This is a genomic window from Ruminococcus sp. AM26-12LB, assembly GCF_003480785.1.
GTDB classification, from domain to species: domain Bacteria; phylum Bacillota; class Clostridia; order Lachnospirales; family Lachnospiraceae; genus Blautia_A; species Blautia_A fusiformis.
Genome location: NZ_QUJX01000001.1, coordinates 83118 through 106262, shown reverse-complemented (window position 1 = coordinate 106262; position 23145 = coordinate 83118). Strand labels below are relative to the sequence as shown.

Annotated in this window: 17 protein-coding genes and 1 other annotated feature; all 17 genes read right to left on the bottom strand. The window is 44.9% G+C overall.

Translation table 11 applies throughout. The features are described from left to right. Window positions 1–85: 85 nt before the first annotated feature. On the bottom strand, window positions 86–1198 hold the full coding sequence (locus DW694_RS00485; protein ID WP_015525507.1) for a DUF3878 family protein: 1113 nt from the start codon (window positions 1196–1198) through the stop codon (window positions 86–88). Beyond that, window positions 1182–2114, bottom strand: coding sequence for a GTP-binding protein (locus DW694_RS00480; protein WP_015525506.1), 933 nt, complete (start codon window positions 2112–2114; stop codon window positions 1182–1184). Before DW694_RS00480 ends, DW694_RS00485 begins: the two co-directional genes overlap by 17 nt. 225 nt (window positions 2115–2339) lie before the next feature. Next, window positions 2340–5672, bottom strand: coding sequence for a TRAP transporter large permease subunit (locus DW694_RS00475; protein ID WP_015525505.1), 3333 nt, complete (start codon window positions 5670–5672; stop codon window positions 2340–2342). Next, the gene (locus DW694_RS00470; protein ID WP_015525504.1) at window positions 5673–6176 is read right to left on the bottom strand and encodes a TRAP transporter small permease; all 504 of its coding nucleotides are present in this window, start codon (window positions 6174–6176) and stop codon (window positions 5673–5675) included. It lies immediately after the preceding gene. A gap of 85 nt (window positions 6177–6261) precedes the next feature. After that, window positions 6262–6508: a binding site (T-box leader), on the bottom strand. Between the two features lie 86 nt (window positions 6509–6594). Continuing rightward, window positions 6595–7992, bottom strand: coding sequence for a sodium:alanine symporter family protein (locus tag DW694_RS00465; protein ID WP_110102704.1), 1398 nt, complete (start codon window positions 7990–7992; stop codon window positions 6595–6597). A gap of 201 nt (window positions 7993–8193) precedes the next feature. Then, the gene (locus tag DW694_RS00460; RefSeq protein WP_021652865.1) at window positions 8194–9222 is read right to left on the bottom strand and encodes an alpha/beta hydrolase; all 1029 of its coding nucleotides are present in this window, start codon (window positions 9220–9222) and stop codon (window positions 8194–8196) included. Window positions 9223–9434: 212 nt separating this feature from the next. Next, window positions 9435–9971, bottom strand: a complete 537-nt coding sequence (locus DW694_RS00455; protein WP_015525501.1) for a nitroreductase family protein — start codon at window positions 9969–9971, stop codon at window positions 9435–9437. Between the two features lie 231 nt (window positions 9972–10202). After that, window positions 10203–11135, bottom strand: a complete 933-nt coding sequence (locus DW694_RS00450) for a DMT family transporter (protein WP_110102703.1) — start codon at window positions 11133–11135, stop codon at window positions 10203–10205. A gap of 4 nt (window positions 11136–11139) precedes the next feature. Beyond that, window positions 11140–12231 carry a hypothetical protein gene (locus DW694_RS17080; RefSeq protein ID WP_242981809.1) on the bottom strand — a complete coding sequence of 364 codons (1092 nt, stop codon included), beginning with the start codon at window positions 12229–12231 and terminating at the stop codon, window positions 11140–11142. Then, the gene (locus DW694_RS00440; protein WP_044962204.1) at window positions 12212–12946 is read right to left on the bottom strand and encodes a class I SAM-dependent methyltransferase; all 735 of its coding nucleotides are present in this window, start codon (window positions 12944–12946) and stop codon (window positions 12212–12214) included. The genes DW694_RS17080 and DW694_RS00440 overlap by 20 nt, the downstream gene beginning before the upstream one ends. Before the next feature lie 352 nt (window positions 12947–13298). Further along, complete coding sequence (locus DW694_RS00430) at window positions 13299–15272, bottom strand: bifunctional UDP-sugar hydrolase/5'-nucleotidase (RefSeq protein ID WP_118752373.1); 1974 nt, start codon at window positions 15270–15272, stop codon at window positions 13299–13301. Between the two features lie 37 nt (window positions 15273–15309). Continuing rightward, window positions 15310–15723, bottom strand: coding sequence for an EamA family transporter (locus DW694_RS00425; protein WP_059086241.1), 414 nt, complete (start codon window positions 15721–15723; stop codon window positions 15310–15312). A gap of 58 nt (window positions 15724–15781) precedes the next feature. After that, window positions 15782–16996, bottom strand: coding sequence for an AI-2E family transporter (locus DW694_RS00420; protein WP_243113517.1), 1215 nt, complete (start codon window positions 16994–16996; stop codon window positions 15782–15784). A gap of 2 nt (window positions 16997–16998) precedes the next feature. Next, window positions 16999–19617, bottom strand: coding sequence for a cation-translocating P-type ATPase (locus tag DW694_RS00415; RefSeq protein WP_118752371.1), 2619 nt, complete (start codon window positions 19615–19617; stop codon window positions 16999–17001). 373 nt (window positions 19618–19990) lie between these two features. Beyond that, a complete protein-coding gene (locus DW694_RS00410; RefSeq protein ID WP_118368510.1) occupies window positions 19991–21526 on the bottom strand; it encodes an APC family permease in 1536 nt (511 codons plus the stop codon). Between the two features lie 27 nt (window positions 21527–21553). Next, complete coding sequence (locus DW694_RS00405) at window positions 21554–21889, bottom strand: P-II family nitrogen regulator (RefSeq protein WP_118752370.1); 336 nt, start codon at window positions 21887–21889, stop codon at window positions 21554–21556. 113 nt (window positions 21890–22002) lie between these two features. Then, a complete protein-coding gene (locus tag DW694_RS00400; RefSeq protein WP_118071903.1) occupies window positions 22003–23130 on the bottom strand; it encodes an iron-containing alcohol dehydrogenase family protein in 1128 nt (375 codons plus the stop codon). Window positions 23131–23145: the final 15 nt, after the last annotated feature.

Here is a 23145-nt window from a genome sequence, read left to right as displayed (position 1 = left end):
ATTATACCCCAGTGTTTTTAAAAAAGCAATCCCTGCCGGGCAAAAACACTTCACAGATATTCTCTACGGATCTATATATATTTCGTCATATTTCTTCAATTTCAACGGTACAGTCTTTTCTTCCTTTGTTCCATTTCATGAGATAAACCTTAAATCCCAGAGAATCTCTGGCAATGGTAAACGGTTCTTCCCTGAGTACTTCGGATCCCATACCCTGCTCGTTCAGCTCTGCCTGCTTTGTCCTGGCTTTTTCTGTAAGAACTCTAAGTTCTTCATCGGCTTCTTTTCCAAAAGAACGATTCCCATATCCGGATGAAGCTTCCCGCAGCTTTTCAGAAAGGCACATCGTTACCTGGATGTGTTTTGTACGGTGAAGCATTCCTGCCAGTTTCCGTGCTACCCATTTAAACCGAAGTTTCCGGTAAATTTCAAGCCACCTGACAAAGGTACGGTCTCCTGCCTGCCTTGCGATCTCTCCCATTACCTCAAATGCCTTTTCCGAGGGAATCCACGGATTTTCCCTGGGAACAATATACTTTTCCGGAACAGCCGGATAACAGCAGTAATTCAATGGCGGAAATTCCACCAGTGCAGAAAGCTTCTCCTCCAGAGCGTTGCAGCTGTCCCCGCCTATATAATCATATTTGTCGCGGAGGATCGCCAGCCGATATTCCAGCTGCCGTAAGTATTCATACCCTTCTACCCAGAAATGACCGATCCGGCTGTAATCGTAGAGATGTTTTTCCAGAGACAGGGTTTCAAAAAACAAAGTCACCACCGAATCATCCTGGTGAACCACAAGGATGTATTCTCTGCCCTGCCGGCTTAAATCTGCCAGGATCTCGCCCTCGTAATCCGGTTTGTATACACCTGTCATACGGGCATTTCCAAAAACAAGAAAGCTTTCTACCGCATCATTCATAAGATACACAAGACGGATTTCGCCGTTTTTTACATAAGAATCCACTCTGTACATATTGTCATCGGACTTTTCCGCAATTGCTTCCGAAAAAGCACTTTCTGAAGCTGCTTTCTGATCCTGCGGATCTTTCTCATCATTCACTGCCACCAGTTCAAACTGATCTTCTCCAAGCAGCTCTGCTAGCTTCTGAAAGGTATCTGGCAGCTCTTCAAAGGCCTTCTCTGAGACATATCTCTCCGGTGCTGTTTTTCCTGCAGTATTATTTCCAGTATCCATCAATTACCTCTTTATTCAGTTTCTCCCCAATAACGATCATGATCTCCTGTCCCAGCTTTGCCGGCCGGATGCAGATCTCATGGCGGGTAGCATTCAGCTCCAGCCATTGTCCATCTTCTTTTCTGAGAAAACCTTTTACGCGAAAAACATCTCCGCAAGATGGATCATTCAGGATCCTTTCTGCAGTTTCATGAAGTTCCTCCTCGCTTTTATGAACGTTCATAAAAAACAGAGAATCAAATCCGCCGCCTTCCGCATAGGATTCCTTCACGTAATCCTCTGCCACATACCCGCAATCCAGGATCTTTTCCAGGTCTGTGTCTGTGAGATCATCCCAGTTTCCGGTGAGAATCTCACTGTCCAGACGGCGCCTGCACTGAATCTGGCCAAGTGCACGGTTGAGATGCTCTTTTGTGCTGCTGATCTCTTCCACCGTGGCTTCCTGGCTCCTGCTCAGTAACACATAGCCTGCATCTGCCACCTCGGAAGCCAGCAGATAATCCGCTTCCGCAGAAAGATCCTCTGCCAGCTTCGCATCCACAATGGCGATCACATTTCCGATCTCATACCATTTATCCAACGGTTCCTCATGGAGGGCGTCAAAGAACTCATCCACATCAAAGATTCCGGATGGTTCTACGATGACACGGTCGTAACCGCACATTCCCATGGCGATCAGCTTTGTCTTAAATCGCCGTCTGTGACAGTCCGCATCACAGCCCCCGGAAACCATCTCCAGCTCACAATTGTCTCCCATTAGATCCTGAAGCAGCATCATATCCACATTCACTGCCCCGAAATCATTTTCCAGGATCCCGATGTTCATGCCTTTTTTCAGAAGATAGGAGGCATATTTTTTTATAAATGTTGTCTTTCCGGATCCGAGAAATCCAGTTATCAGATCGATCTTTATCATATTTCTTCCTTTACCTTATCAACTCTCCGGAGCATACAGTAAAATAAATGCGAATATATGCTTTACTTATGTTCCGGTCATATTTCAATAATCTCCTGCCCGACAAATGTCGGACTGCTATCAGTATATAATCTTTTTTCCGCAAAGAAAAGAGGCGGTCCTGAAAAATCCTCTCAGAACTGCCTCTTTCCGGCTATTTTATCTTTTTATAAACATATATGAAGATTACTTTGTAAACAGATCTACCAGATCCTGACCATCATTATAGCCCTGTTTTTTCAGTTCCTGAACAAACCAGTCATCTACACCGTCTACTGCTTTCTTAAAGGAATCGATATCCATGTCCTTTTTCTCTGTGAAGGTCACACCGTTTTTGTCTGCCCAGCGTGCTTTGATCTCATCATCACTGGAACGGTTGATGTAACGCTCATACTCAACAGCTTTCTGACCACACTCGTCAACAACAGCCTGCTGCTCCGGTGTCAGCGCATCATAAATATCCTGGTTGATGCAGAAGAACAGGCAGTCATAGATTGCATCCCACATGGAGCAATATGGCTGTACCTCCTGTACACTGGCTGCATCGATGGCGGGCAACGGATTCTCCTCGCCCTCTACCGTATTCTGCTGAAGTGCTGTGTAGGTCTCGGACCAGTTCATATTTGTAGCATCTGCCCCCCATCTCTTATAACACTCCATAAGGAGATTAGAGCCGGCTACACGAACCTTCAGATTCTTCATATCATCTACAGATTTTACCTCATGCTTGCTGTTTGTCAACTCACGGAATCCGTTCTCTGCAATACCCATGCAGTGAAGTCCGTAGCCGTTAAGGATCTCCTTCAGCTTGTCTCCGGCCTCTCCGTCAAACTTCGCATCTGCATCATCATAGGAATCATAGATGAACGGCAGGGATACCACATTGAAGCGTGGATCAAATGCAGAATAGATCAGATTGGAATGCATGGAGATCTGTACCGGGTCTCCGTTCATCAATGCCTGGATTCCCTCGGACTGATTTCCGTTTGTCAGCTGATCCGCTGCGTAAATGTTAACCTTGACCTTTCCTCCGGTAGCCTTTTCCATGAGTTCACCGAACTTACGTCCTCCATCAGCCCAGGTACTTGTCTCCGTTGTGGAGCATGCAAAGTTCCAGGTTGTCTCAGGCCAGTTCAGATCACTGTAATCCTCCACGGTATCTACCGAATCCTCTGTAAACAGATCTACAAGATCCTGTGCATCGTCATAGCCTTCACTCTTAAGCTCCTTTACAAACCAGTCGTCGATTCCGTCTACTGCTTTCTTGAAGGAATCGATATCCATATCCTCTTTCTTTGTAAAGGTCACACCGTTGCTCTTCTCCCAGCGGCTCATGATCTCCTCGTCGCCGGAACGGTTGATATAACGCTCATACTCAACAGCCTTCTGGCCTGCCTCATCAACAACCTGCTGCTGTTCCGGTGTCAGGCTGTCATAGATATCCTGGTTGATACAGAAGAACAGACAATCATAGATTGCATCCCACATGGAGCAGTACGGCTGTACCTCCTGTACACTGGCTGCGTCGATCGCAGGCAACGGGTTCTCCTCACCCTCTACCGTATTCTGCTGAAGTGCTGTGTATGTCTCAGACCAGTTCATATTTGTGGCATCTGCCCCCCATCTCTTATAGCATTCCATAAGAAGGTTGGAACCGGCCACACGAACCTTCAGGTTCTTCATGTCGTCTACTGTTTTTACTTCATGCTTGCTGTTTGTCAGCTCACGGAAACCATTCTCTGCGATTCCCATACAATGAAGTCCGTACTCACCAAGGATCTCTTTCAGCTTTTCTCCGGCCTCACCGTCAAATTTTGCATCCGCGTCATCGTAGGAATCATAGATAAACGGCAGGGATACTACATTGAATCTCGGGTCAAATGCAGAATAGATCAGATTGGAATGCATGGAGATCTGTACCGGATCTCCGTTCATCAGTGCCTGGATTCCCTCGGACTGATTTCCGTTTGTCAGCTGATCTGCTGCGTAAATATTAACCTTGACTTTTCCGCCGGTTGCTTTTTCCATAAGCTCACCAAACTTACGTCCTCCGTCAGCCCAGGTACTTGTTTCAGTTGTAGAGCATGCAAAGTTCCATGTCATCTCCGGCCAGTCAAGATCACTGTAATCCGCGATGGTATTAAAGGAATCACTTCCGTCTCCGGAATCCTTGGAACTCTGGCTTTCTGTGTCAGAAGACTGGTCTCCTGTATAGGAACCCTCTTTTGCAAGAGCCTTCGGAAGAGCTGTGGAAACAGCCGGAATATAAGTGATGATCAGAAGAACTGCAACGGATGCAGCGATCATCGGCATAACTGCTCTGGAGATCTGCTGAAGAGTAACCTCCAGACCTTTTTTGATCTTGATACTGATGGCAACGAAAAGATTTACACCTACCGGAGGTGTTACCTGTCCGATCGCAAGGTTAACTGTTGCCATAACACCGAATGCTACCACATCATAGCCCAGAGCCTTACATACCGGAAGCATGATCGGTATAAAAATGTACATCGCAGAGTTTGCATCAATGAAGCATCCTGCGATCAGGAAAATGATGTTTACGATCAGAAGGAAGGTAAACTGATTATGTGCAATGCCGGCAAGAAGCTCAGATGCCGCATTTGCAATACCAAACTTGGTACATACAAAAGAGAACAGGGAAGCACTCGCTACGATCAGCATGATTCCACCGGTTGTCTTTGCAGAATCCACAAGAATGTCAAACAGATCTTTGAGCTTAACCTCACGGTAGATCACCATACCAACAAACAGACCGTAAACAACAGATACGGCTGCAGCCTCAGTTGGTGTAAAGATACCACCGTAAATTCCCCCGAGGATGATAACCGGCATCAGGAATCCCCAGAATGCATCTTTAAATGTATCCCAGCGTTCTTTTGCGGAAGCTTTTTCACGGGATGGCTGAATGTTATGTTTCTTTGCCTCGATCATAACGATGATCACAAGAGCAACACCCATCAGAAGTCCCGGAACGATACCAGCCATAAACATATCTGCAATAGATACCCCTGTGATAGAAGCGTATACAACGAATGCGATACTCGGCGGTATGACAATGGCGATGGAACTGGAGGTTGCCATCAATGCCGTGGAAAACGGTGCGGAGAAACCGCCCTGCTCAACCATAGCCGGGATCAGAACTGCTCCAAGTGCCGCAACCGTTGCAGGACCGGAACCGGAGATCGCTCCGAAGAAGCAGGCTACGATAACACATACAATGGCGATACCGCCCTTTTTATGTCCTACGCAGGTATCTACGAAGTTGATCAGTCGTTTGGAAATACCGGCTTTTGCCATAATGTTTCCGGACAGAACAAAGAACGGGATAGCAAGAAGCAGGAATTTACTGATTCCGGAGTACATATTTGTAGCTACGATCGTCAGAGATGTACCGGAATAAAGGATGGCACATACAGATGACAGACCTAAGCAGATTGCAATGGGAAGTCCCAGGATCAGGAAAACAAAGAAGGAGATAAATAAGATTGCACTGATCATTTATTTGTCCTCCTTTTCATCATCTTTTTTCAGGCAGAAGTCCAGGCAGTACTCAATAAAATGAAGGATCATACAGCCTGCTCCGATCGGCACGAAGGACCAGAAGATCCACTCCGGCCAGTTCAATACGAAAGTTCTCTTGCCGTTTGCCAGCTGTGTAAGAACTTTGTCCATTCCATATTTAAATAAAATTGCGGAAAAAACAATACTCAGGACCGTGATCAGGATCACAGATGGTTTTTCCAGTTTTTTCGGAAGACGGTCCGTAACCAGTGTCAGACTTACCAGTCCTCCTTTTTCACGGCAGGCAAGTGCTGCTGCCAAAAGTGTGATGAGAACAAACACCGCTACAACAAGCTCTTCTGTAAAAGACCATGAGCGATGGATGACCTTACGGGAAAATACATTTCCCACAGTCAGCACAAGGATCAGCAGTGTGGAAATGACCAGTACAATTTTTTCTACTGCTGCAAGTGCGTTCATGAGTTTTTTGTACACTTTCATACTCTTTCCCCTTTTGTATATTTTTCCGGTTTCAGATCCTTACCGCGTGGTTTAAAATGTTTTGGATAAAAAAAATCCGTCCCCTTTCAGGGACGGATATAAAATTCCGCAACCACCCTGTTTCTCCATTGAAACAAGCACGATTCTGCAACGTACCGGCATACGCGACTTCTGTAACGGGAAGCACCCGTGAAAACCTACTTACTTGTCTGAAACTTTCGGCTTTCCTTCTCAGGGATGATATTCAAGGCAGTTCCGCCGCTGCATCACACCAGTTACAGCTCTCTGAAGACGGTTCCTCTGTCTTTACTGATTCCCTTCACGGAATTTACTTCTGTTATGTGTTAACTCTTTAATGAGTTAAACCAATTCTAACTCTGTTTGTTTTGATAGTCAAGTTTTTTTTTCAAAAACTCCTTCAGGCGTTCTTTCCTTCTCCGGCGAAGTACTCCTTCACAAGCTTTACAACCACACCGGAAAGCAGGAATACTGCGATCAGGTTAGGGATCGCCATCAGACCGTTGAAGGTCTCTGCGATACTCCAGAGAAGTCCAAGGTCAACAGTTGCGCCGATGATCGCTACCAGAGAGTACAGTACCATAAAAGGTCTGATAGCTTTTTCCTTAAAAAGGAACTCCGCACATCTGGCTCCGTAAAGTCCCCATCCAATGATAGTGGAAAATGCGAAGCAGCACATGGCAACTGCTGTAAAGATGGAAACCCAGTTTCCGTATGTACTGGTAAAACCGCTGATGGTAAGCTCCGCTCCTGCTGCTGCGCCATAACCAACCGGCACCCCGCTGCAGAGGATGACAAGCGCTGTCAGCGTACAGATCACGATCGTGTCCGTGAATACCTCAAAGATCCCGAAAAATCCCTGTTTTACAGGTTTTCTGGTGTCTGCACAGGCATGTGCGATAGAACCGGTACCAAGACCTGCCTCATTGGAAAAAATACCTCTGGAAACACCTTTTTTCATACTCATGAAAAAGCTTCCTACTACGCCGCCTGTCACAGATGCCGGATTAAATGCCCCTCTGATGATAGCGCTGAAAACACCCGGAACATTTTTCCAGTTGATGATAATTACACCGACGGCAAGAATAATATAAAACAATGCCATAAACGGTACCAGCTTTTCTGTAACCTGGCCGATCCTTTTGATTCCGCCAAGCAGGATCATTGCCACAAGAATCGCAAGGATGATCCCCATAACAAGGTTTACCGTAGAAGTATTGTCTGCAGCGATCACATTGTAATTGATCAGTGCAGAATCAATAGCTGTTGTAATGGTATTAACCTGGGTTGCATTTCCGGTTCCGAAAACAGTAAGCACACCAAAAGCGGAAAACAGATATGCCAGCCAGTGCCAGTGTTTTTTTAGACCATTCTTAATGTAATACATTGGTCCTCCAACCAGATCTCCATTGGCATTGGTTTCGCGGAAATGTACCGCAAGTGTTACTTCTGAAAACTTTGTACACATTCCAAGAAGTGCGGAAATCCACATCCAGAATACGGCTCCCGGTCCTCCGATGGCAATAGCACCTGCCACACCTGCAATATTTCCCGTTCCCACGGTAGCAGCTAACGCCGTACAAACAGCCTGAAACGGTGTCAGACTTCCATCGGAAGCTTCTCTTTTCCGAAGCATACGTCCGATAGTGACCCTGATGGCATAGGGAAATTTCCGAATCTGGAGAAAATTCGTGCGGATACTTAAATAAAGACCTACACCAATAATACAGATCATCGCAGGAACGCCCCAGATAAAATTGTTTACGGCAGCATTCACTGATTCAATAACAGATAACATTCTATAATCCTTCCCTTATTTAATTTTGTCTTTTTGGATTGTAGGTTTGTCTGTACAAAAAGACGATTCGTTAGATTATATCACATTTTTTGTCGAATGTATAAGAGAAAAGCTTTATAATTTTACTATGATAAAGAAAGGAAGTGAATAAAAGCTGCCAATCCTGTTGTTAAATATGTGATACACCTGTAGTAAAAATACTTATCTGTGATCAATATCATTTTCCGTATCGTCCAGGAATGTAAATATATATCCCCAGTATTTCTCCAGGATCTTACCTCTGCTTCCATAGATCTCATGCTTTGTTCCGATCATATGGATATAATCACAGCTTGTTTTTCCCTGGCGATTGATCTTTCCGGCAAAATTTTTCAGGGCACGAACAGACACCAGATCTTCCGTCTGGGCCTGGATGAGCAGCATTGGTGCCGTATATTTTTTCCATCCGTAGAGACGCAGATACCAGCTCATTTCCGCAGAAGCCCAGAGCCAGCCGTAGGATGGAGACCAGGTCTGGAGCTCCTTATGTTCTGCACGGAGATTTTTGTATCGCTCGTATCTTGGTTTTGATGTTGCGGAGCTTGTCTCAAAAGAACCGCTGCCATCGTAAGGCTTTCGGCCAGCTACATATTCCTCATCTTTTCCGAAAATGCATTTCTCCAGAGCTATGCCGGTGGCTGCCGGCCACGGAACATTATCTGTAAGAGGACGGATCATCGGAGAAGAAAGGATCACCTTGTGAAACCAGTCCGGCTCCCAGGCTGCAGCAATACCACCGATGGCACCACCCATGGAATGTGCATACAAGTTAAGTGACAGATCCGGATGTGCTTTCTTTATGTAGCGGCATGCTTTCAGAAAATCGCGGATATATCTTCTCCATGTATCGATGTGGACCAGAGACGGGTCTGCGGTAAGACGATAGCTGCGGCCATGGCCGCAATGCTCCGGAATATATACATGATAGCCTTCCTTAAGAAAATAATAGGCCACTTCATCATATTTTACTGCTGATTCTGTGAATCCGTGGCTGATGACTACCACACCTTTAGGCATATCAATATCAGACAGATACTGCAGCATATGGATCTTACCTGTGATCCGTTTGCTTTCGTTACGAAACGGATAATCCGCACCCGGTACATAAAGTTCCCTTCTGTGAGACAGAAGATATGGCATTACGATATTTTTCATGGTTTCTTCGTATTCATTTTCATGTATGATCTGCATATTGGTTAAAAACCTCCCTTGCTTTTACTGTATTGCTTTTTTGCTTCTCCCAAACTCTGCTTTTCAAAACCCTTCCATGTTGTCACAGCTGTTTTCTTACAGGATAACAGAATTCACTCTTCCAGGCAATCCTTTTTAGACCATTTTGCTCTTTAATTTCCATTAAAAAATGCCCGAACATTTTGATATGTACCGGGCATTTCTTCTATTATTTAATAAAATCTCACAATATCTTCCACATCTTTACGTTTCGGTCTTGCAGGCTCTTCGGCTGCTTTTCCGATGGCGATCACTGCCATTACCGTTTCTGTTTCCGGAATGGAAAGGATCTCACGGAGCTTGTCTCCGGCACGAAGTCCCATGATCAGGGTTCCATATCCAAGCTCCTTTGCCTTCAGGATCAGATTCTCGTTCTGAAGTCCCAGATCATAGCAGCCCCAGCCGTTTCCAAGCTCATTATCCGGTGTTCCGTCTTTCTGAAATCCGGCATGGTTATGTACAAAGGTTGTAACGATCAGGGAGGCATTCTCTGCTTTTGCCTGGTTCATTTCCGGCAGACATTCTCTGCTGACCTTCTCCACCATCTCTTCGGACATTACACAATAATATCTTCCGGTCTGGGAGTTTTTCCAGCTGGGTGCTTCCTGAGCGGCCCGGATCACTGCAAGAAGATCTTCTTTTGTGATCCTGCTCTCCGGGCTGTATTTACGGATGGTCCTTCTCTCTTCGATCAGTTTCTGAAATTCCATATTTTTCCTCCTTACTGTCCGGTGCAGGATCTGCTTCCGGATCCTGCAGTTATTCCGGCATGGATTTTTATGTTCACACTTTTTATGGAGCTATTTTAACACAATGCCGTATTGAAATCAATTTCAAAACTCCGGCATCGTTACTGTTCATTCTGCGACCGTTACTGTTCACTCCGTTCTCAGCAACACGCTTCAAAAAATATTGCCTGGGAACAATAACTGCAATACCACTTATGAAGATTTTTTTTGATTTACCACATAAATTCCCACACAGACAAGAAACAGTGCGATGAGACTTCCCATATTAAATGCCTGACGTACCTCTCCCAGAACCAGTGCAGACAGGATCACACTGAACAAAGGATTTACAAAGCCAAAGATCGCTACCCTGGATACATCATTCCAGGCAAGCAGCACTGACCACAGTGTATAGGCCACTGCAGACACCATTGCCAGATAAAAGATGATCCCGATACCGGCGGCATTTACCACTCCGAAATGTCCTCCCATCCCTTTTCCGATCAGGAACAGAATGATCCCGCCCATGGTAAACTGCGTTCCGCTGAGTACCACCGGAGATACCTTTCTGGAAAAAATATTGATCAGCACCGTGGACATTCCGTAAGAAAACTGCGCGATCAGAATAAATCCTTCTCCTGTAAGCCTAAAACCTGCATCCAGAGAATTTCCCATGAGATTGATCACGACCACGCCGGCAAAACCGAGGATACAGCCGAGCATCTTTCGCCCGGTCATTTTTTCCTTGTGAAAAACAAGGCAGGACAGCAGGATCGCAATAAAATTCCCAAGACCTGTGATAATAGCGCCTTTTACACCGGAGGTATGTGCCACACCTATATAAAAGAAGAAATACTGACATACCGTCTGAGCTATACATACCGGCACCGCATATTTCAGAACAGTTCGATCCGGAAGCAGAACCTTGCGCTCACGCAAAGATGCAAAGATCAGTACAAGGATTCCTGCCAGTGCAAAACGCACACCTGCAAAAACGATCTGACTTGCCGTATCTGCAGAATCCATCTGCATCAGACGGTATCCTGTCTTGATCAGCGGGATCGCACTCCCCCAGAGAAGACAGCAGACGCAGGCAAGCGCTGCCACCACCCAGGTTTTTTTTAATATTGTTTTTGTTTGTTCCATTTGTTTATTCTCTCTTTCTCAAAACTTCTTCCATCTGACTGATCACAGCTTTTATTTCATTTATTGCACTGATACTTACGTCCCGGAAATCAATCTTTTTCCCCTTTCCGTATAATTCCGCCTCATAAGCGCTGGCTTTCTCTTCATCTTTATCCTTGTATCGGGCTTTTCCGATCAGCCAGGCACTGGAATCCGCACAGTCCGGATATTCCGTATTTCCCCGGATCAGAAAATCCTCTGAAGCTTCCGTCAATGCTGTTTTCAGTTTTTCTGCTTTATCCAGAAATTCTTCCGTTGTCTGCGGATAATGTTCTTTTATATAAAGGAGATTTTTATGAATACAGGTGGCACTTTTTTCCATTAGTTTCCGTTCTTCCGGATCTTTGAAATTATCATATTCCCCAGGCCGGACTTCCCATCCGCGGATGGATTTGCTTAATTCCATCAGCCAGTATACATGACGGGAAATATCGTCCGGAAACATAAAATACGTAGAAAATTCATGATCGATCATAGGTGCAAGACTTATGATCCCGCCATCTTTATCACAGAGAAACGTTACATTTTCATAATGATAATTCTGGTCTCCCCTCAGGACAGAGATCAGCACCTGCATGGCAAGCTGTTCCGCTATTTCCTGATGCTTCTGCAAAAAATCAGCTTCAAAAATATCTCTATAATCATAAAACATCTGGCAATAGTTTACATAATTATCTATATCTACCTTTTCATCCGGATATTTCCTGAAAAACTCCAGAAGATTCAAAATGGATTCCCCTTCTTTATAGGCCATGGGTACTGCTGTTCCGTAGTCAAGATATTTTTCATTTACTGCCTCATACCCTTCACAGATGGCCAGTTCATACCTGGGCGCAGGCATAAAATATTCATTAATGATCGTTGACCAGAACACCTCTGCATAAGCATACAGTGGCGTGGAAAATGGTTTGGATTTCGTCAGTGGCTTAAAAATTATATTTCCAGGAAATATGGGGAAATGTTTTTCCCCGCTTACCACGCCTACAGCTTCAGACTTAAGATTTCCGATTCGATTTTTGTATTGATAGTGTCTGACTTTATAATACATAGCAGTCATATCGTATTGCCTTCCCCTTCAATGTATAAGACGGCTCCCGGCCGGCAAGACATTCACTTTTCAGCGGACGCTTGACGATGATCTTATCCGGATTTGCTCTGATAGCTGCATCAAAAAGATCCTTTTCCCCGGAACACGGTGGTTCCAGCTTCTGGATCAATTGAAGTTTCTTGTTGATCAGGCTGGATTTCTGTCTTGCCGGAAACATGGGATCCAGATAGATCACGTCTACAGGATCAAGAAGCTTTGACATACCTTCTACACTGTTTCCCTCGATCACCTTCATACGACCGGCAATATCTTTCAGATCCATATTTTTCTTGGCACGGCGAATGGCATCTTTAAGAAGGGCTGCGATCACCGGATTCTGCTCGTACAGCGTCACCTCATAGCCCTGGGCTGCCAGAAGAAAGGCATCCTCACCCATTCCTGCCGTAGCATCGATGGCCTTCCTTCCCTCCTTATCTGACTTCACCGCCTTCACCAGCATCTCATGCTGAAGTCTGCCTCTGGTAACTCTGTGAAGCATCGTCTCCACAAAATCCCCCTGATAGGTCAGCCCGAAACCGGACAGCGAAACGCCCCTGGAATCAAACCGCACCGTCAGAAAATCTCCCGGCTTATCCTGAAGCTGCGCTCCGGTCCTCCTGCAAAAGGCTTCCGCCATATCTCTCTGTCCGCCCTTTCCAAGACAGACTGCGATTTTATCATTCATTTCCCGATTCTCTCTTTCATGACTCTTTTTCATAAGCTCTTTCATTCTACAATTTTACAAAAGAAATTGCAATTCATCTCAAAAAAGATGTCCGCAGACGTACCAAAATACGCTGCGGACATCCAATGTCTGATCCATAGTCAGGCGGTTACTTAATGCTTGCTGTCCTAAAACAGAAGCTGAAGTCCCATTGCAATGATCCACATATATGCACAGGTCTTTGGGATCATCAGGCTTCTTATTGTCCGCACTCTGGATCCTTTCGATCAGACCTCTGCTCTCCAGATTTTTCAGAGAAGAGGACACGTGGGATTTCGTCGACTTACGGACTTTAACGATCTCAGCCGTATATTTATTTTGAATTTCTCTTTCCTTTTCTGACTTTGATCCTGCGGATCATCCTTCGGATCAGAAATACCACAAGCACAATGATCACAATAAAGATCAAACAAATACCTGCGATCATTGCCGAAAACTTATTCGGCTGCTTCACCAAATCAATGATATTTCTGCTGTCCTCCACAACCTTACGTCCATGTGTCGTCTCATAATATTCCGGCACATTGGCAATTCCGTCGCCGTCTGTATCCGCAAAGGACTGCATATATCTTGCGATCGCATCCCAGGCCTTTAACTCCCTGTCACCTTCCATGATCGCCTGATCTTCCAGATTTTCAATAGGATTTCCATCCCTGTCCTTCGGTTCAAGAGACAGCAGTCCATAGGACATTTTCATCACTGAACCAAGCATCTGGCCGGTATACAGATCTGTCACAACATGATACAGCTTGTCATCCTGGATCTCGATCCGCTCTCCGTCTGCCCTGGTGAGATAACAATCTGTCACCTTATTCAGGATCATCCGATGTGGATTGTATGCAAAATTCAATCCACTGCAATATAACCTTGCCGTTGTCATAAAATCCGATACAGAAGCGTCCACCTCCGCTGCCAGCTTCAGCTCTTTTCCGGTCAGGTATGCACTGATCAGCGGATATCCGGCAACACCGTCCTTTCCGATCCCCAGTGAAAAGGAATTAAAAACATCCTCTACTGTGATATCGCCCTTTGTGTATGTATCCCGCACGGTTCCGCTTGGAACAACGGCTACATCAACCGGATCACCATCATAATACTCGGAATTTTCCACTGCATATATGTATGCATCGGACATGATATCACCAAGATTCAACTCTTCGTGCTTCGTGCCCATTTCTTCCAGACTGTTGAATTCAACATCATTTTCAGCAAGAACCTCTTCCCTTGTATAGCCGAAATCGGCAAGATAATTCTTATCTACCGTATCCATCAGGGCATCGATCTGTTCCTGTGTCGCCTGGTCCGGTTTTACATCCTCAGAAACAGGGATCAGCTCATAGGATGTCAGCTCCCACCGTCCGTCCTGTTTCTGTGTCATGGAAAGTGATCCCAGATTTCTTCCGTATTCGCCGCAGGATACGATATATGTGTTCCCATGCTGAATTGCCTCTTTCAGCTCTGAGTGCGTATGTCCGCTGATGATCAAGTCGATATCCGGCACCTCTTTTGCAAGGATCTCATCCTCCGATTTGTTCTCATCCTCCCAGGTTCCTCCATGGGACACACAAGCGATCATATCCACTTTTTCATTTTTTCGGATCTCTTCTACCGTCTGTTTTACGGCCTCAACCGGATCCTTGAACTTTAATTCACAGGTCGGTGCACATTCCAGGGCATCCTTACCGAACACACCGACTACTGCAGCCTTTACATCTCCTTTTTGAACTACTACATAATCCTTCACACCGTAGGCTTCAAATGCCGACCGGATCTGCTTCTGACCATCGCTTAATCCATCCTGCTCCATGCTGTCCCAGTCCACGTTGCACACTACCAGTGCCGGCACTGTCTCACCAGAAGTCTTCGCAGCCTCCAGCATATTTGCCAGTCCCTTTGAACGATAATCATATTCATGATTCCCCAGAGTCGTCACATCATACCCCAGATATCCCAGCATCCGAAGCTCTGCCGCCTCCGTTTCGTATACGGTCTGGATCAGGGTTCCCATGGAAAAATCGCCGCCATCCAGCACCAGGGTGTCCGGATCTTCCTGCTTCTTTTCATCGATCAGGGTTTTGATCCTTGCAAATCCGCCAACCTCTTTTTGCTCTCCATCTACGATGGTTGAAAAGCTGTTCAAATGCGAATGTGTATCATGGCTGAACAAAACATCGATCTGTTTTGTCTCGGCTGCTTCCACCGGGACATTCCATGCAAGAGGAAGTAGCAATGCAGCAATAAGCATGATCGCCAGCAGCCTTGCTGAAATTTTCTTTCGTGTTTTCATAACACTCTCCTTTTGTATATAGTTTTCTTATGCCTTTTTACAAAACCATCAATAATGTTCCCACACCGATCAAAATACATCCCATCATCGATTTTGCTGTGAATTTCTCATGCAAAAAAACAAATGCCAGTACCAGTGTGATCACAACACTCAGCTTGTCTATCGGCACAACCTTGGATGCATCGCCTATCTGCAGGGCACGATAATAGCATAACCACGAAGCACCCGTTGCCAGACCTGAAAGGGTCAGAAACAGCCAGCTTTTTTTGCTGATCGCTGCGATCCCGCCCTGGGTATTTGTGAGGAAAACCATTCCCCAAGCCATAACTAGCACCACTATCGTTCGAATCGCTGTTGCAAGATTCGAATTAACACCGGCAATACCTATCTTGGCCAGTATGGAGGTCAGTGCCGCAAATACAGCAGACAGCAAGGCAAACACAAACCACATAGTAACTCCCCCTTAAATATAAGATTTTTCTTAACTATCCCAATACAAGTCCATCATATCATTTCCCCTCTGATATGTCACTATTTACAATTTCCTCCGCCGTATATTCCTCTATTTCTGTCTTTGTCACCTGTTTGATATGCTTTTTTTTCAGGCGCAGATATATGAATTCCCGAAAGATAGTATAGAATACGGAAAGCAGCGGAATGAAAACAAGCATACCTACAATTCCCATAAGGTTTCCGCCGATCGTAACTGCTGCAAGAACCCAGATCGACGGAAGTCCTACGGATTCACCCACAACATGAGGATAGATCAGATTTCCCTCGATCTGCTGCAGCACCAGAAATACTATAATAAATAAAATTGCCTGTTTCGGATTTACCATAAAGATCAAAAAGCTTCCCACCGCACACCCGATGAAGGCCCCGAAAATCGGAATCAATGCGGTAAACGCAATCAAAACTCCGATCAAAAGTGCATATGGCATCCTCAAAATACTCAGTATCACAACAAACATACAGCCGAGGATCACAGCTTCCAGACACTGGCCTGCAAGAAAATTTGCAAATGTCCGATAAGTCAGAGAACAGACTTTAAGAAAAGCATCTGCCTTTTTCTTTGGGAGAAAAGCAAAAAATACTTTTCGGATCTGCACATGCAGCTTCTCCTTCTGAAAAAGGACATAGCAGGCAAATGAAAAAGCAATAAAAAAGGTTGCCAATCCACTGACTATGGAACCCACTGCTGACATTGTGGTATTCATCATATTTCCTGCACCGTTTCCAAGAAGGCTTATCCCCCACTTGATCGCCTGATCCGGATTAAACTGTACCTGATCTACCAGCTTCATGATTTCCTGGTTATTATGGGAGAATTCCCGGATCCAGCTTTGCATCTGCGGAATAAAATCAGCGATACTCATCATCAGAGTTCCCATTGTCCGCGTAAGCTGCGGGATCACACCAAACATCACCAGTACGATCACGCCAACCGCAAATACGATCGTAAGGAACAGACTTATCGGTCTTGCCAGTTTTGCACCTATCTTATTTTCTTTTTTTACCCTTCCAAAAATTTTCTTTTCCAAAAAGCTCATTGGCACGTTGGTCACAAATGCGATCGCTCCGCCAAGTACAAAAGGAAATGCGATTCCCCATATTTCTTTCAGCACATCGAGCACCACATCAAACTTCCACAGGGCAACCACAAGAAATGCTGTAAACACAATAAGCTCTCGGATTTTTTTTACAGATATTTTACTTATATCCACTATCATTCTCCTCTTTTTCTTAATTTCATGCGTATCCATTTAAGCAGCTGAATGATCGGAAGACTTGCAAACGCATACAGATATACACAGCCAAGCTGCATCAGATCCAGCGTCTCTACTTTAAACAGGAGATGAAATCCCGGAACCGTCAGTACAACGGTAATAAGTACTGCCCCAAGTACAAATGCTCCCTGAAGCCATTTATTATTAAAGAAACGTTTTGTAAAGATAACCGGATGATCCGATTTGCAGTTGAATCCATGGAACAGACGTGCCAGACAAAGTGTTCCGAAGGCATAAGTACTGCCAAGCAGTGCACCATTCTGATGATATCCTGTCAAAAATCCGATCATCGTCATCATACCGATCACCAGTCCTTCCAGACCGATTTTACCAAGAAAATCCTTTGTCAGTATTAACTCGTCTGCTGATCTTGGTTTCTCATTCATCACCTCACTGCTGTGCGGCTCCACGCCTAACGCGATCGCCGGAAGACTGTCTGTCAAAAGATTGATAAACAGCAGATGTACCGGTGCAAAAGGAACCGGAAGTCCTGCAAGGGATGCACAAAGAACTGCCAGGATCGCACCAAAGTTTCCTGACAGAAGAAACTGGATCGCATACTTGATATTCTGATATAAATTTCGTCCGTTTTCCACTGCTTTTACAATTGTTGCAAAATTATCATCTGTAAGCACCATTGCTGCGGCATCCTTTGCGACCTCGGTTCCGGTCACTCCCATTGCAACACCAATGTCTGCCTGCTTCAATGCCGGAGCATCATTCACACCGTCTCCGGTCATTGCCACGATCATCCCCTTCTCCTGCCATGCACGGACAATACGGATCTTGTGCTCCGGTGACACTCTTGCATACACAGAAATATTCGGGACAAATTCCTTCAGCTGCTCATCACTCATATTTTCAATATCAGCACCTTCGCAGGCCTCTGACAGATCATGTAGGATCCCGATCCTTTTTGCGATTGCCGCTGCTGTGATCTTATGATCTCCCGTGATCATGACCGGCCGGATCCCCGCTTTTATACATTCTGCAACTGCAGCCTTTGATTCTTCCCTCGGCGGATCCATCATAGCGATCAAGCCAAGAAATACCAGATGATTCTCATCTTCTGTCGTCAATACATGCTTCTCCGGAATTTCACGATAGGTAAATGCCAGTACCCGTAACCCTTCCATTGAAAATTCCTGATTCTGGCGCCGGATCTTTTCTTTATCTGCTTCTGTGATTTCTCGAACTCCGTCCTTTGTCCAGATCCTGTCTGTCAGCTCCAGAAGCCGGTCAACCGCACCTTTTACGATCATCCGGTTTTCATCATCAATTCTGTGAAGTGTTGACATCATCTTACGGTCACTGTCAAAGGGAAGCTCTCCTTCCCTTGGATAAAGCTTTCTTACACCAGCAGCCTCGATTCCGTACCGGCTGCCCAGATTGATCAATGCCGTTTCCGTCGGATCTCCGATCTCCACTCCATTTTCATTTGTTGAATCATTACATAAAATGCTGTAGTCCAAAAGACATCTCTGCGCCGGATCTGCTACATCAATTGCATCTGCTGTGATTCTTTTTCCATCAATATAATAATCTTCTACTGTCATTTTATTCTGTGTGAGTGTTCCGGTCTTATCCGAACAGATAACAGATACGCTTCCAAGACCTTCCACAGCCTGAAGCTTACGAATGATCGCGTGCTCCTTTGCCATCTTCTGTGTTCCGAAAGAAAGGACGATCGTCACGATGGAGCTTAAAGCTTCCGGAATCGCTGCGACTGCAAGTGCTACTGCAAACATAAATGCACTGCTGATCTTCTCACCGCGGAATACACTGATCGCAAACAGAATTCCGCAAAATATCAGGATCAGAATGGAAAGCTTCTTTCCAAAATCATCCAGATTCGCCTGAAGTGGCGTCTGTTTTTCCGAAGTCGATTTCAGAAGTCCCGCAATCTTTCCAACCTCTGTCTGCATTCCTACATTCGTTACAACCGCTCTGCCACGCCCATATGTGACAAAGCTTCCGGAAAACAGCATATTTGTCCGATCACCAAGCGGTGCTTCCTCCAAAATAATGTCCATACTCTTTTCAACCGCAAGACTTTCTCCGGTAAGGGCACTTTCATCGACCTTAAGGCTTGCATTTTCAATCAATCTTCCATCGGCCGGGATCATATCACCTGCTTCAAGAAGGATCACATCTCCTACAACCAGTTCTCTTGCCGGGAGCTGTACCGCCACACCATCACGTAATACCTTTGCCTCCGGTCCGGAAAGCTTCTTTAAGCTCTGCAGGGACTGCTCAGCCTTTACTGTCTGCACAGTTCCCAAAATCGCATTGATCGTAATAACGATCACGATAACTGCTGCACTTTCCACATCTCCAAACATACCGGATATCACTGCCGATGCGATCAGGATCAGCACCAGAAAATCCTTATACTGTTCAAAGAAGATCTGCAAAATACTTTTTTTCTTTCCTTCTGCAAGCTCATTCCATCCGCACTTCTCTCTGGACCGTCTGACCTGTTCATCGGTAAGCCCTGATTCCCTGCTTTCCACACGCTCGAGAACTTCTTCTGCTGTCTGCTGATAAATTTCTTTCATTCCCTTTGCCTCCTTTTTTGCAAATATTCACCAACTGTAATTTTTTTATGCAATAAAGGATTTTTTTGATAAAAGGATATAAAAAAAGAAACCCTTATTGCACAACAAAAAATGCAATAAAAGTCTCACCATTTCCCTGCAGCGCCGGATGTTTCCACCGTACTGACGACACTGCAAACGCAGATTTCCAAACGTAGGTTACTCCCCTTTATCAGTTTTAATAGTATAACAGGATCGGTACCTCTGTCAAGATACTTTATAAATCACACCTTTCAAATATGATACTCCGGTAACAGAAAAACTCCCATTTTTTGAATGGAAGTTTTTCTGTTACCCTGAAAGTATTATAGGCCTGCAGCCGTTTTATTACCTTTTAAGATTTATTACTCTGATCAGCCACAATATTTCCCTGTACAACTCTTCCCTGATCTTTTCCTTTTCTCAGTCCTCGAACTACCTGTACATTTCCAAGAATCAGATAATCCATTTCCCTCTTAGTGACTTTCGCAAAATTTTTCTTTGAAACAAAATAGAAGGTAACTCCCATCAACACCCACACGATCAGTGCTGCAAAGGACTGTGGAGCCATGAATGCTGGAGAACCGGGCACGATCAGGAGCAGCAATATTACAACAGAGATCACGCAGCCGCCCATTGCTACTGCCGGATGGATTTTATTTGTATCTGTATCATCGCCATATTTTTTCAGAAGAATATAAGCACCTGCACAGGTAAAGAAATATCCGAACGCAGTACCTACGGAACACATATCTACAACCCAGCCGATCACTTCTCTGCCGAAAAATGGGCAGATACAGCAGATGATCATGGTAAACCCAACACATATGGACGGAGTTTTATGCTCCGGATGAACCTTTTCAAAAGCTGACGGAAGCATTTTTGCTCTTGCCATACCAAATAAAAGACGGCTGGATGTCATAAAGAATCCGTTCATACCGGTAAAAATCCCCATACACACTGCCAGTGCCACAAAGCACACACCAACTTTTCCCATTGCAAGATCAAGAACTGCACCTGTATGCCATTTTACAAGAGTTCCATTCGCATCTGTCATAGTCAGAACCTGCTGCCAGGGAACAACACAATCTGTCACCAGTGCCATTGCACCATAGATCAAAGCACCTACGATCAATGCTGAAATGATCAGCATTTTGCACTTCTGTGGTGGAAAATCATATTCTTCTGCCGCCTGTGGAATACAGTCAAATCCTACATAAAGGAACGGAGCCAATGCCAGGATAGATACAAAACCGCTTCCAAGAGACTTGCCTTCGGCTCCGTATGCCGGCTGCAAGTTTGAAGCATCAAAATGTCCTGTTGCGATCACACCAATGACTGATACAACAACCGCTGCACACATGATAAGGACCATCGCAAGCTGAAGATTTCCTACAGATTTCGCACCTTTGTAATTCATGATCCCGAAAAGTATGATAAAGAACAGGGATAATCCGACTTCACCCATATATACATCATATCCTGCAATTGTATACAGGTAACCTCTGTTAAAGACTCCAGGAAAAATATAGGATGCCAATACCGGAAGTGCCGTTGCATTTAAAGCTACAATAGACAGATATCCAAGCGACAGCATCCATCCGCATATGTACGAAGCAGTTCTTCCAAAGCCTTTATATGCATAGGCAAATTCACCACCCGCTACCGGGAATTTTGCGATCATATAAGAATAGCTGTAACCTACCACGATCATTAAAAGACCGCCTGCCAGAAATCCCAGAAACAGCGGGAGCGGTCCACCTGCACGTTCTGTCCAGAGACCACCCTGTATAAAACATCCCCATCCAATGATGGAACCGACTGCAACTGCCCAGATCGAACCAGGTCCCATGGATTTTTTTAATTTTGTTCTTTTATTTCTTTCACCCATATATATCCTCCTGCTTCATCAATCATATCATTCATCATCTTCTTCTCTGGTTTCTTCACTGATCGTATATGCCTCACTGATATCGGAAACAAAAATTTTTCCATCACCATAATGTCCATACTGCCCACTCTTTGCACTGTTAATGATAATATCTACAACCTCATCTTTTTCTTTGTCCCCAACAGTAATATACAGCATGTTTTTTGCCATTTCCTGATAAAGGACATCCCCTACCTGAATTCCTTTTTCCTTACCTCTTCCTGAAATTGCCCATTTTGAAAAAGCAAAATATCCTTCCTGCTCCAGTGCTTTGATGACGTCCATCACTTTCTCAGGTCTTACGATTGCTGTGATCAGTTTCATAATCCTTCATCTCCCATCCATAAATACAAAAAGAGCCCAGATACCAAAGTATCCGGACTCCATCGTCTCTCTTTATATTATCATTATTTTTTTCAATATTCAATCAAAATCTTTCACTTTCCGGCCAGATATCGATACATCTCATCCAGCATCTCATCTGTGATCTCCACCGGATTGTTATAAAGGTTCGGGTGTCTGCTGATGCGAACCAGCTCCGCAATCTGATCATCATCAAGCTCCAGATCTTTCAGATCACACCGCAATCCCATTTTTTTCTTTAATTCAAGAACTGCATCCGCCATCTCTTCTGCATCTTTGAATCCAATCCTTCTGGCAAATTCCTCTACACGTTCACCACCTTCGCCTTTTGCATTGATTCTTATAAAATAATCCAGGGTCAGGCCACACGCCTCGCCATGCGGGATGTGATAAATATTGGTCAATGGAAATGAACACGCATGGGACGAAGTGGTTTTCGGTAAAGTAAACGCCAATCCTGCAATCAAAGATGCTTCGCACATTTTCTCCCTTGCTTCCTCATCATCGGGCTTCCTGTATGCTCTGTAAACATATTTAAATACCAGTTCTGCTGCATGCATCGCAAGTACATCACAGATCGGCTGATGACCTTTGCTCCAATAGCCTTCGATCGCATGGGAAAGAACATCAATTCCTGTTCCTGCCGTAACCTGCGGTGGCATTGTATAAGTAAGTTCCGGATCAATGATAGCTGCTGCCGGATAAAATCCCTCTGATACGATCGGCGCTTTTTTTCCATTTGCATGATCCGAAAGAACTGATACACAGGTCACTTCACTTCCTGTTCCTGCAGTCGTAGGAACTGCGATCAGTGGAAGATGTTTCTCCGGCATTGCTACTCCGGTTCCATGATACTTACGGATGGAATCCGAAGTCAGAGCTACACTGGCAGCTGCTTTGGCACAATCCATGGGACTGCCTCCACCCAGTGCTACCACAAATCCGATATTTTTCTGCCGGATCACTTCCGCACAGGCATCTACCTCTGCAACGTCCGGGTTTGGAGAAACATCTCCAAAAGAAGCAACGATCATTCCTTCTGACTCTTTTATGACCTTTTCGGCAAGACCGCTTTTAAAGAAAAACGGTCCTGCCACCAGAAGGCCTCTTTCGCAGCCAAGCTCTCTGGCTATTTCTTTGATTTCTTTTACTCTGCCTTTGCCGAAATGAATTTTTACCGGCTGTAGATAATCCCAGTTCATAGGCTACCTCCTGCT

Bases quoted from the DNA above. Each gene is read 5' to 3' on its own strand.
- DW694_RS00485 (WP_015525507.1), bottom strand. From the start codon at position 1,198: ATGGATACTGGAAATAATACTGCAGGAAAAACAGCACCGGAGAGATAT.
- DW694_RS00480 (WP_015525506.1), bottom strand. From the start codon at position 2,114: ATGATAAAGATCGATCTGATAACTGGATTTCTCGGATCCGGAAAGACA.
- DW694_RS00475 (WP_015525505.1), bottom strand. From the start codon at position 5,672: ATGATCAGTGCAATCTTATTTATCTCCTTCTTTGTTTTCCTGATCCTG.
- DW694_RS00470 (WP_015525504.1), bottom strand. From the start codon at position 6,176: ATGAAAGTGTACAAAAAACTCATGAACGCACTTGCAGCAGTAGAAAAA.
- DW694_RS00465 (WP_110102704.1), bottom strand. From the start codon at position 7,992: ATGTTATCTGTTATTGAATCAGTGAATGCTGCCGTAAACAATTTTATC.
- DW694_RS00460 (WP_021652865.1), bottom strand. From the start codon at position 9,222: ATGCAGATCATACATGAAAATGAATACGAAGAAACCATGAAAAATATC.
- DW694_RS00455 (WP_015525501.1), bottom strand. From the start codon at position 9,971: ATGGAATTTCAGAAACTGATCGAAGAGAGAAGGACCATCCGTAAATAC.
- DW694_RS00450 (WP_110102703.1), bottom strand. From the start codon at position 11,135: ATGGAACAAACAAAAACAATATTAAAAAAAACCTGGGTGGTGGCAGCG.
- DW694_RS17080 (WP_242981809.1), bottom strand. From the start codon at position 12,231: ATGACTGCTATGTATTATAAAGTCAGACACTATCAATACAAAAATCGA.
- DW694_RS00440 (WP_044962204.1), bottom strand. From the start codon at position 12,946: ATGAATGATAAAATCGCAGTCTGTCTTGGAAAGGGCGGACAGAGAGAT.
- DW694_RS00430 (WP_118752373.1), bottom strand. From the start codon at position 15,272: ATGAAAACACGAAAGAAAATTTCAGCAAGGCTGCTGGCGATCATGCTT.
- DW694_RS00425 (WP_059086241.1), bottom strand. From the start codon at position 15,723: ATGTGGTTTGTGTTTGCCTTGCTGTCTGCTGTATTTGCGGCACTGACC.
- DW694_RS00415 (WP_118752371.1), bottom strand. From the start codon at position 19,617: ATGAAAGAAATTTATCAGCAGACAGCAGAAGAAGTTCTCGAGCGTGTG.
- DW694_RS00410 (WP_118368510.1), bottom strand. From the start codon at position 21,526: ATGGGTGAAAGAAATAAAAGAACAAAATTAAAAAAATCCATGGGACCT.
- DW694_RS00405 (WP_118752370.1), bottom strand. From the start codon at position 21,889: ATGAAACTGATCACAGCAATCGTAAGACCTGAGAAAGTGATGGACGTC.
- DW694_RS00400 (WP_118071903.1), bottom strand. From the start codon at position 23,130: ATGAACTGGGATTATCTACAGCCGGTAAAAATTCATTTCGGCAAAGGC.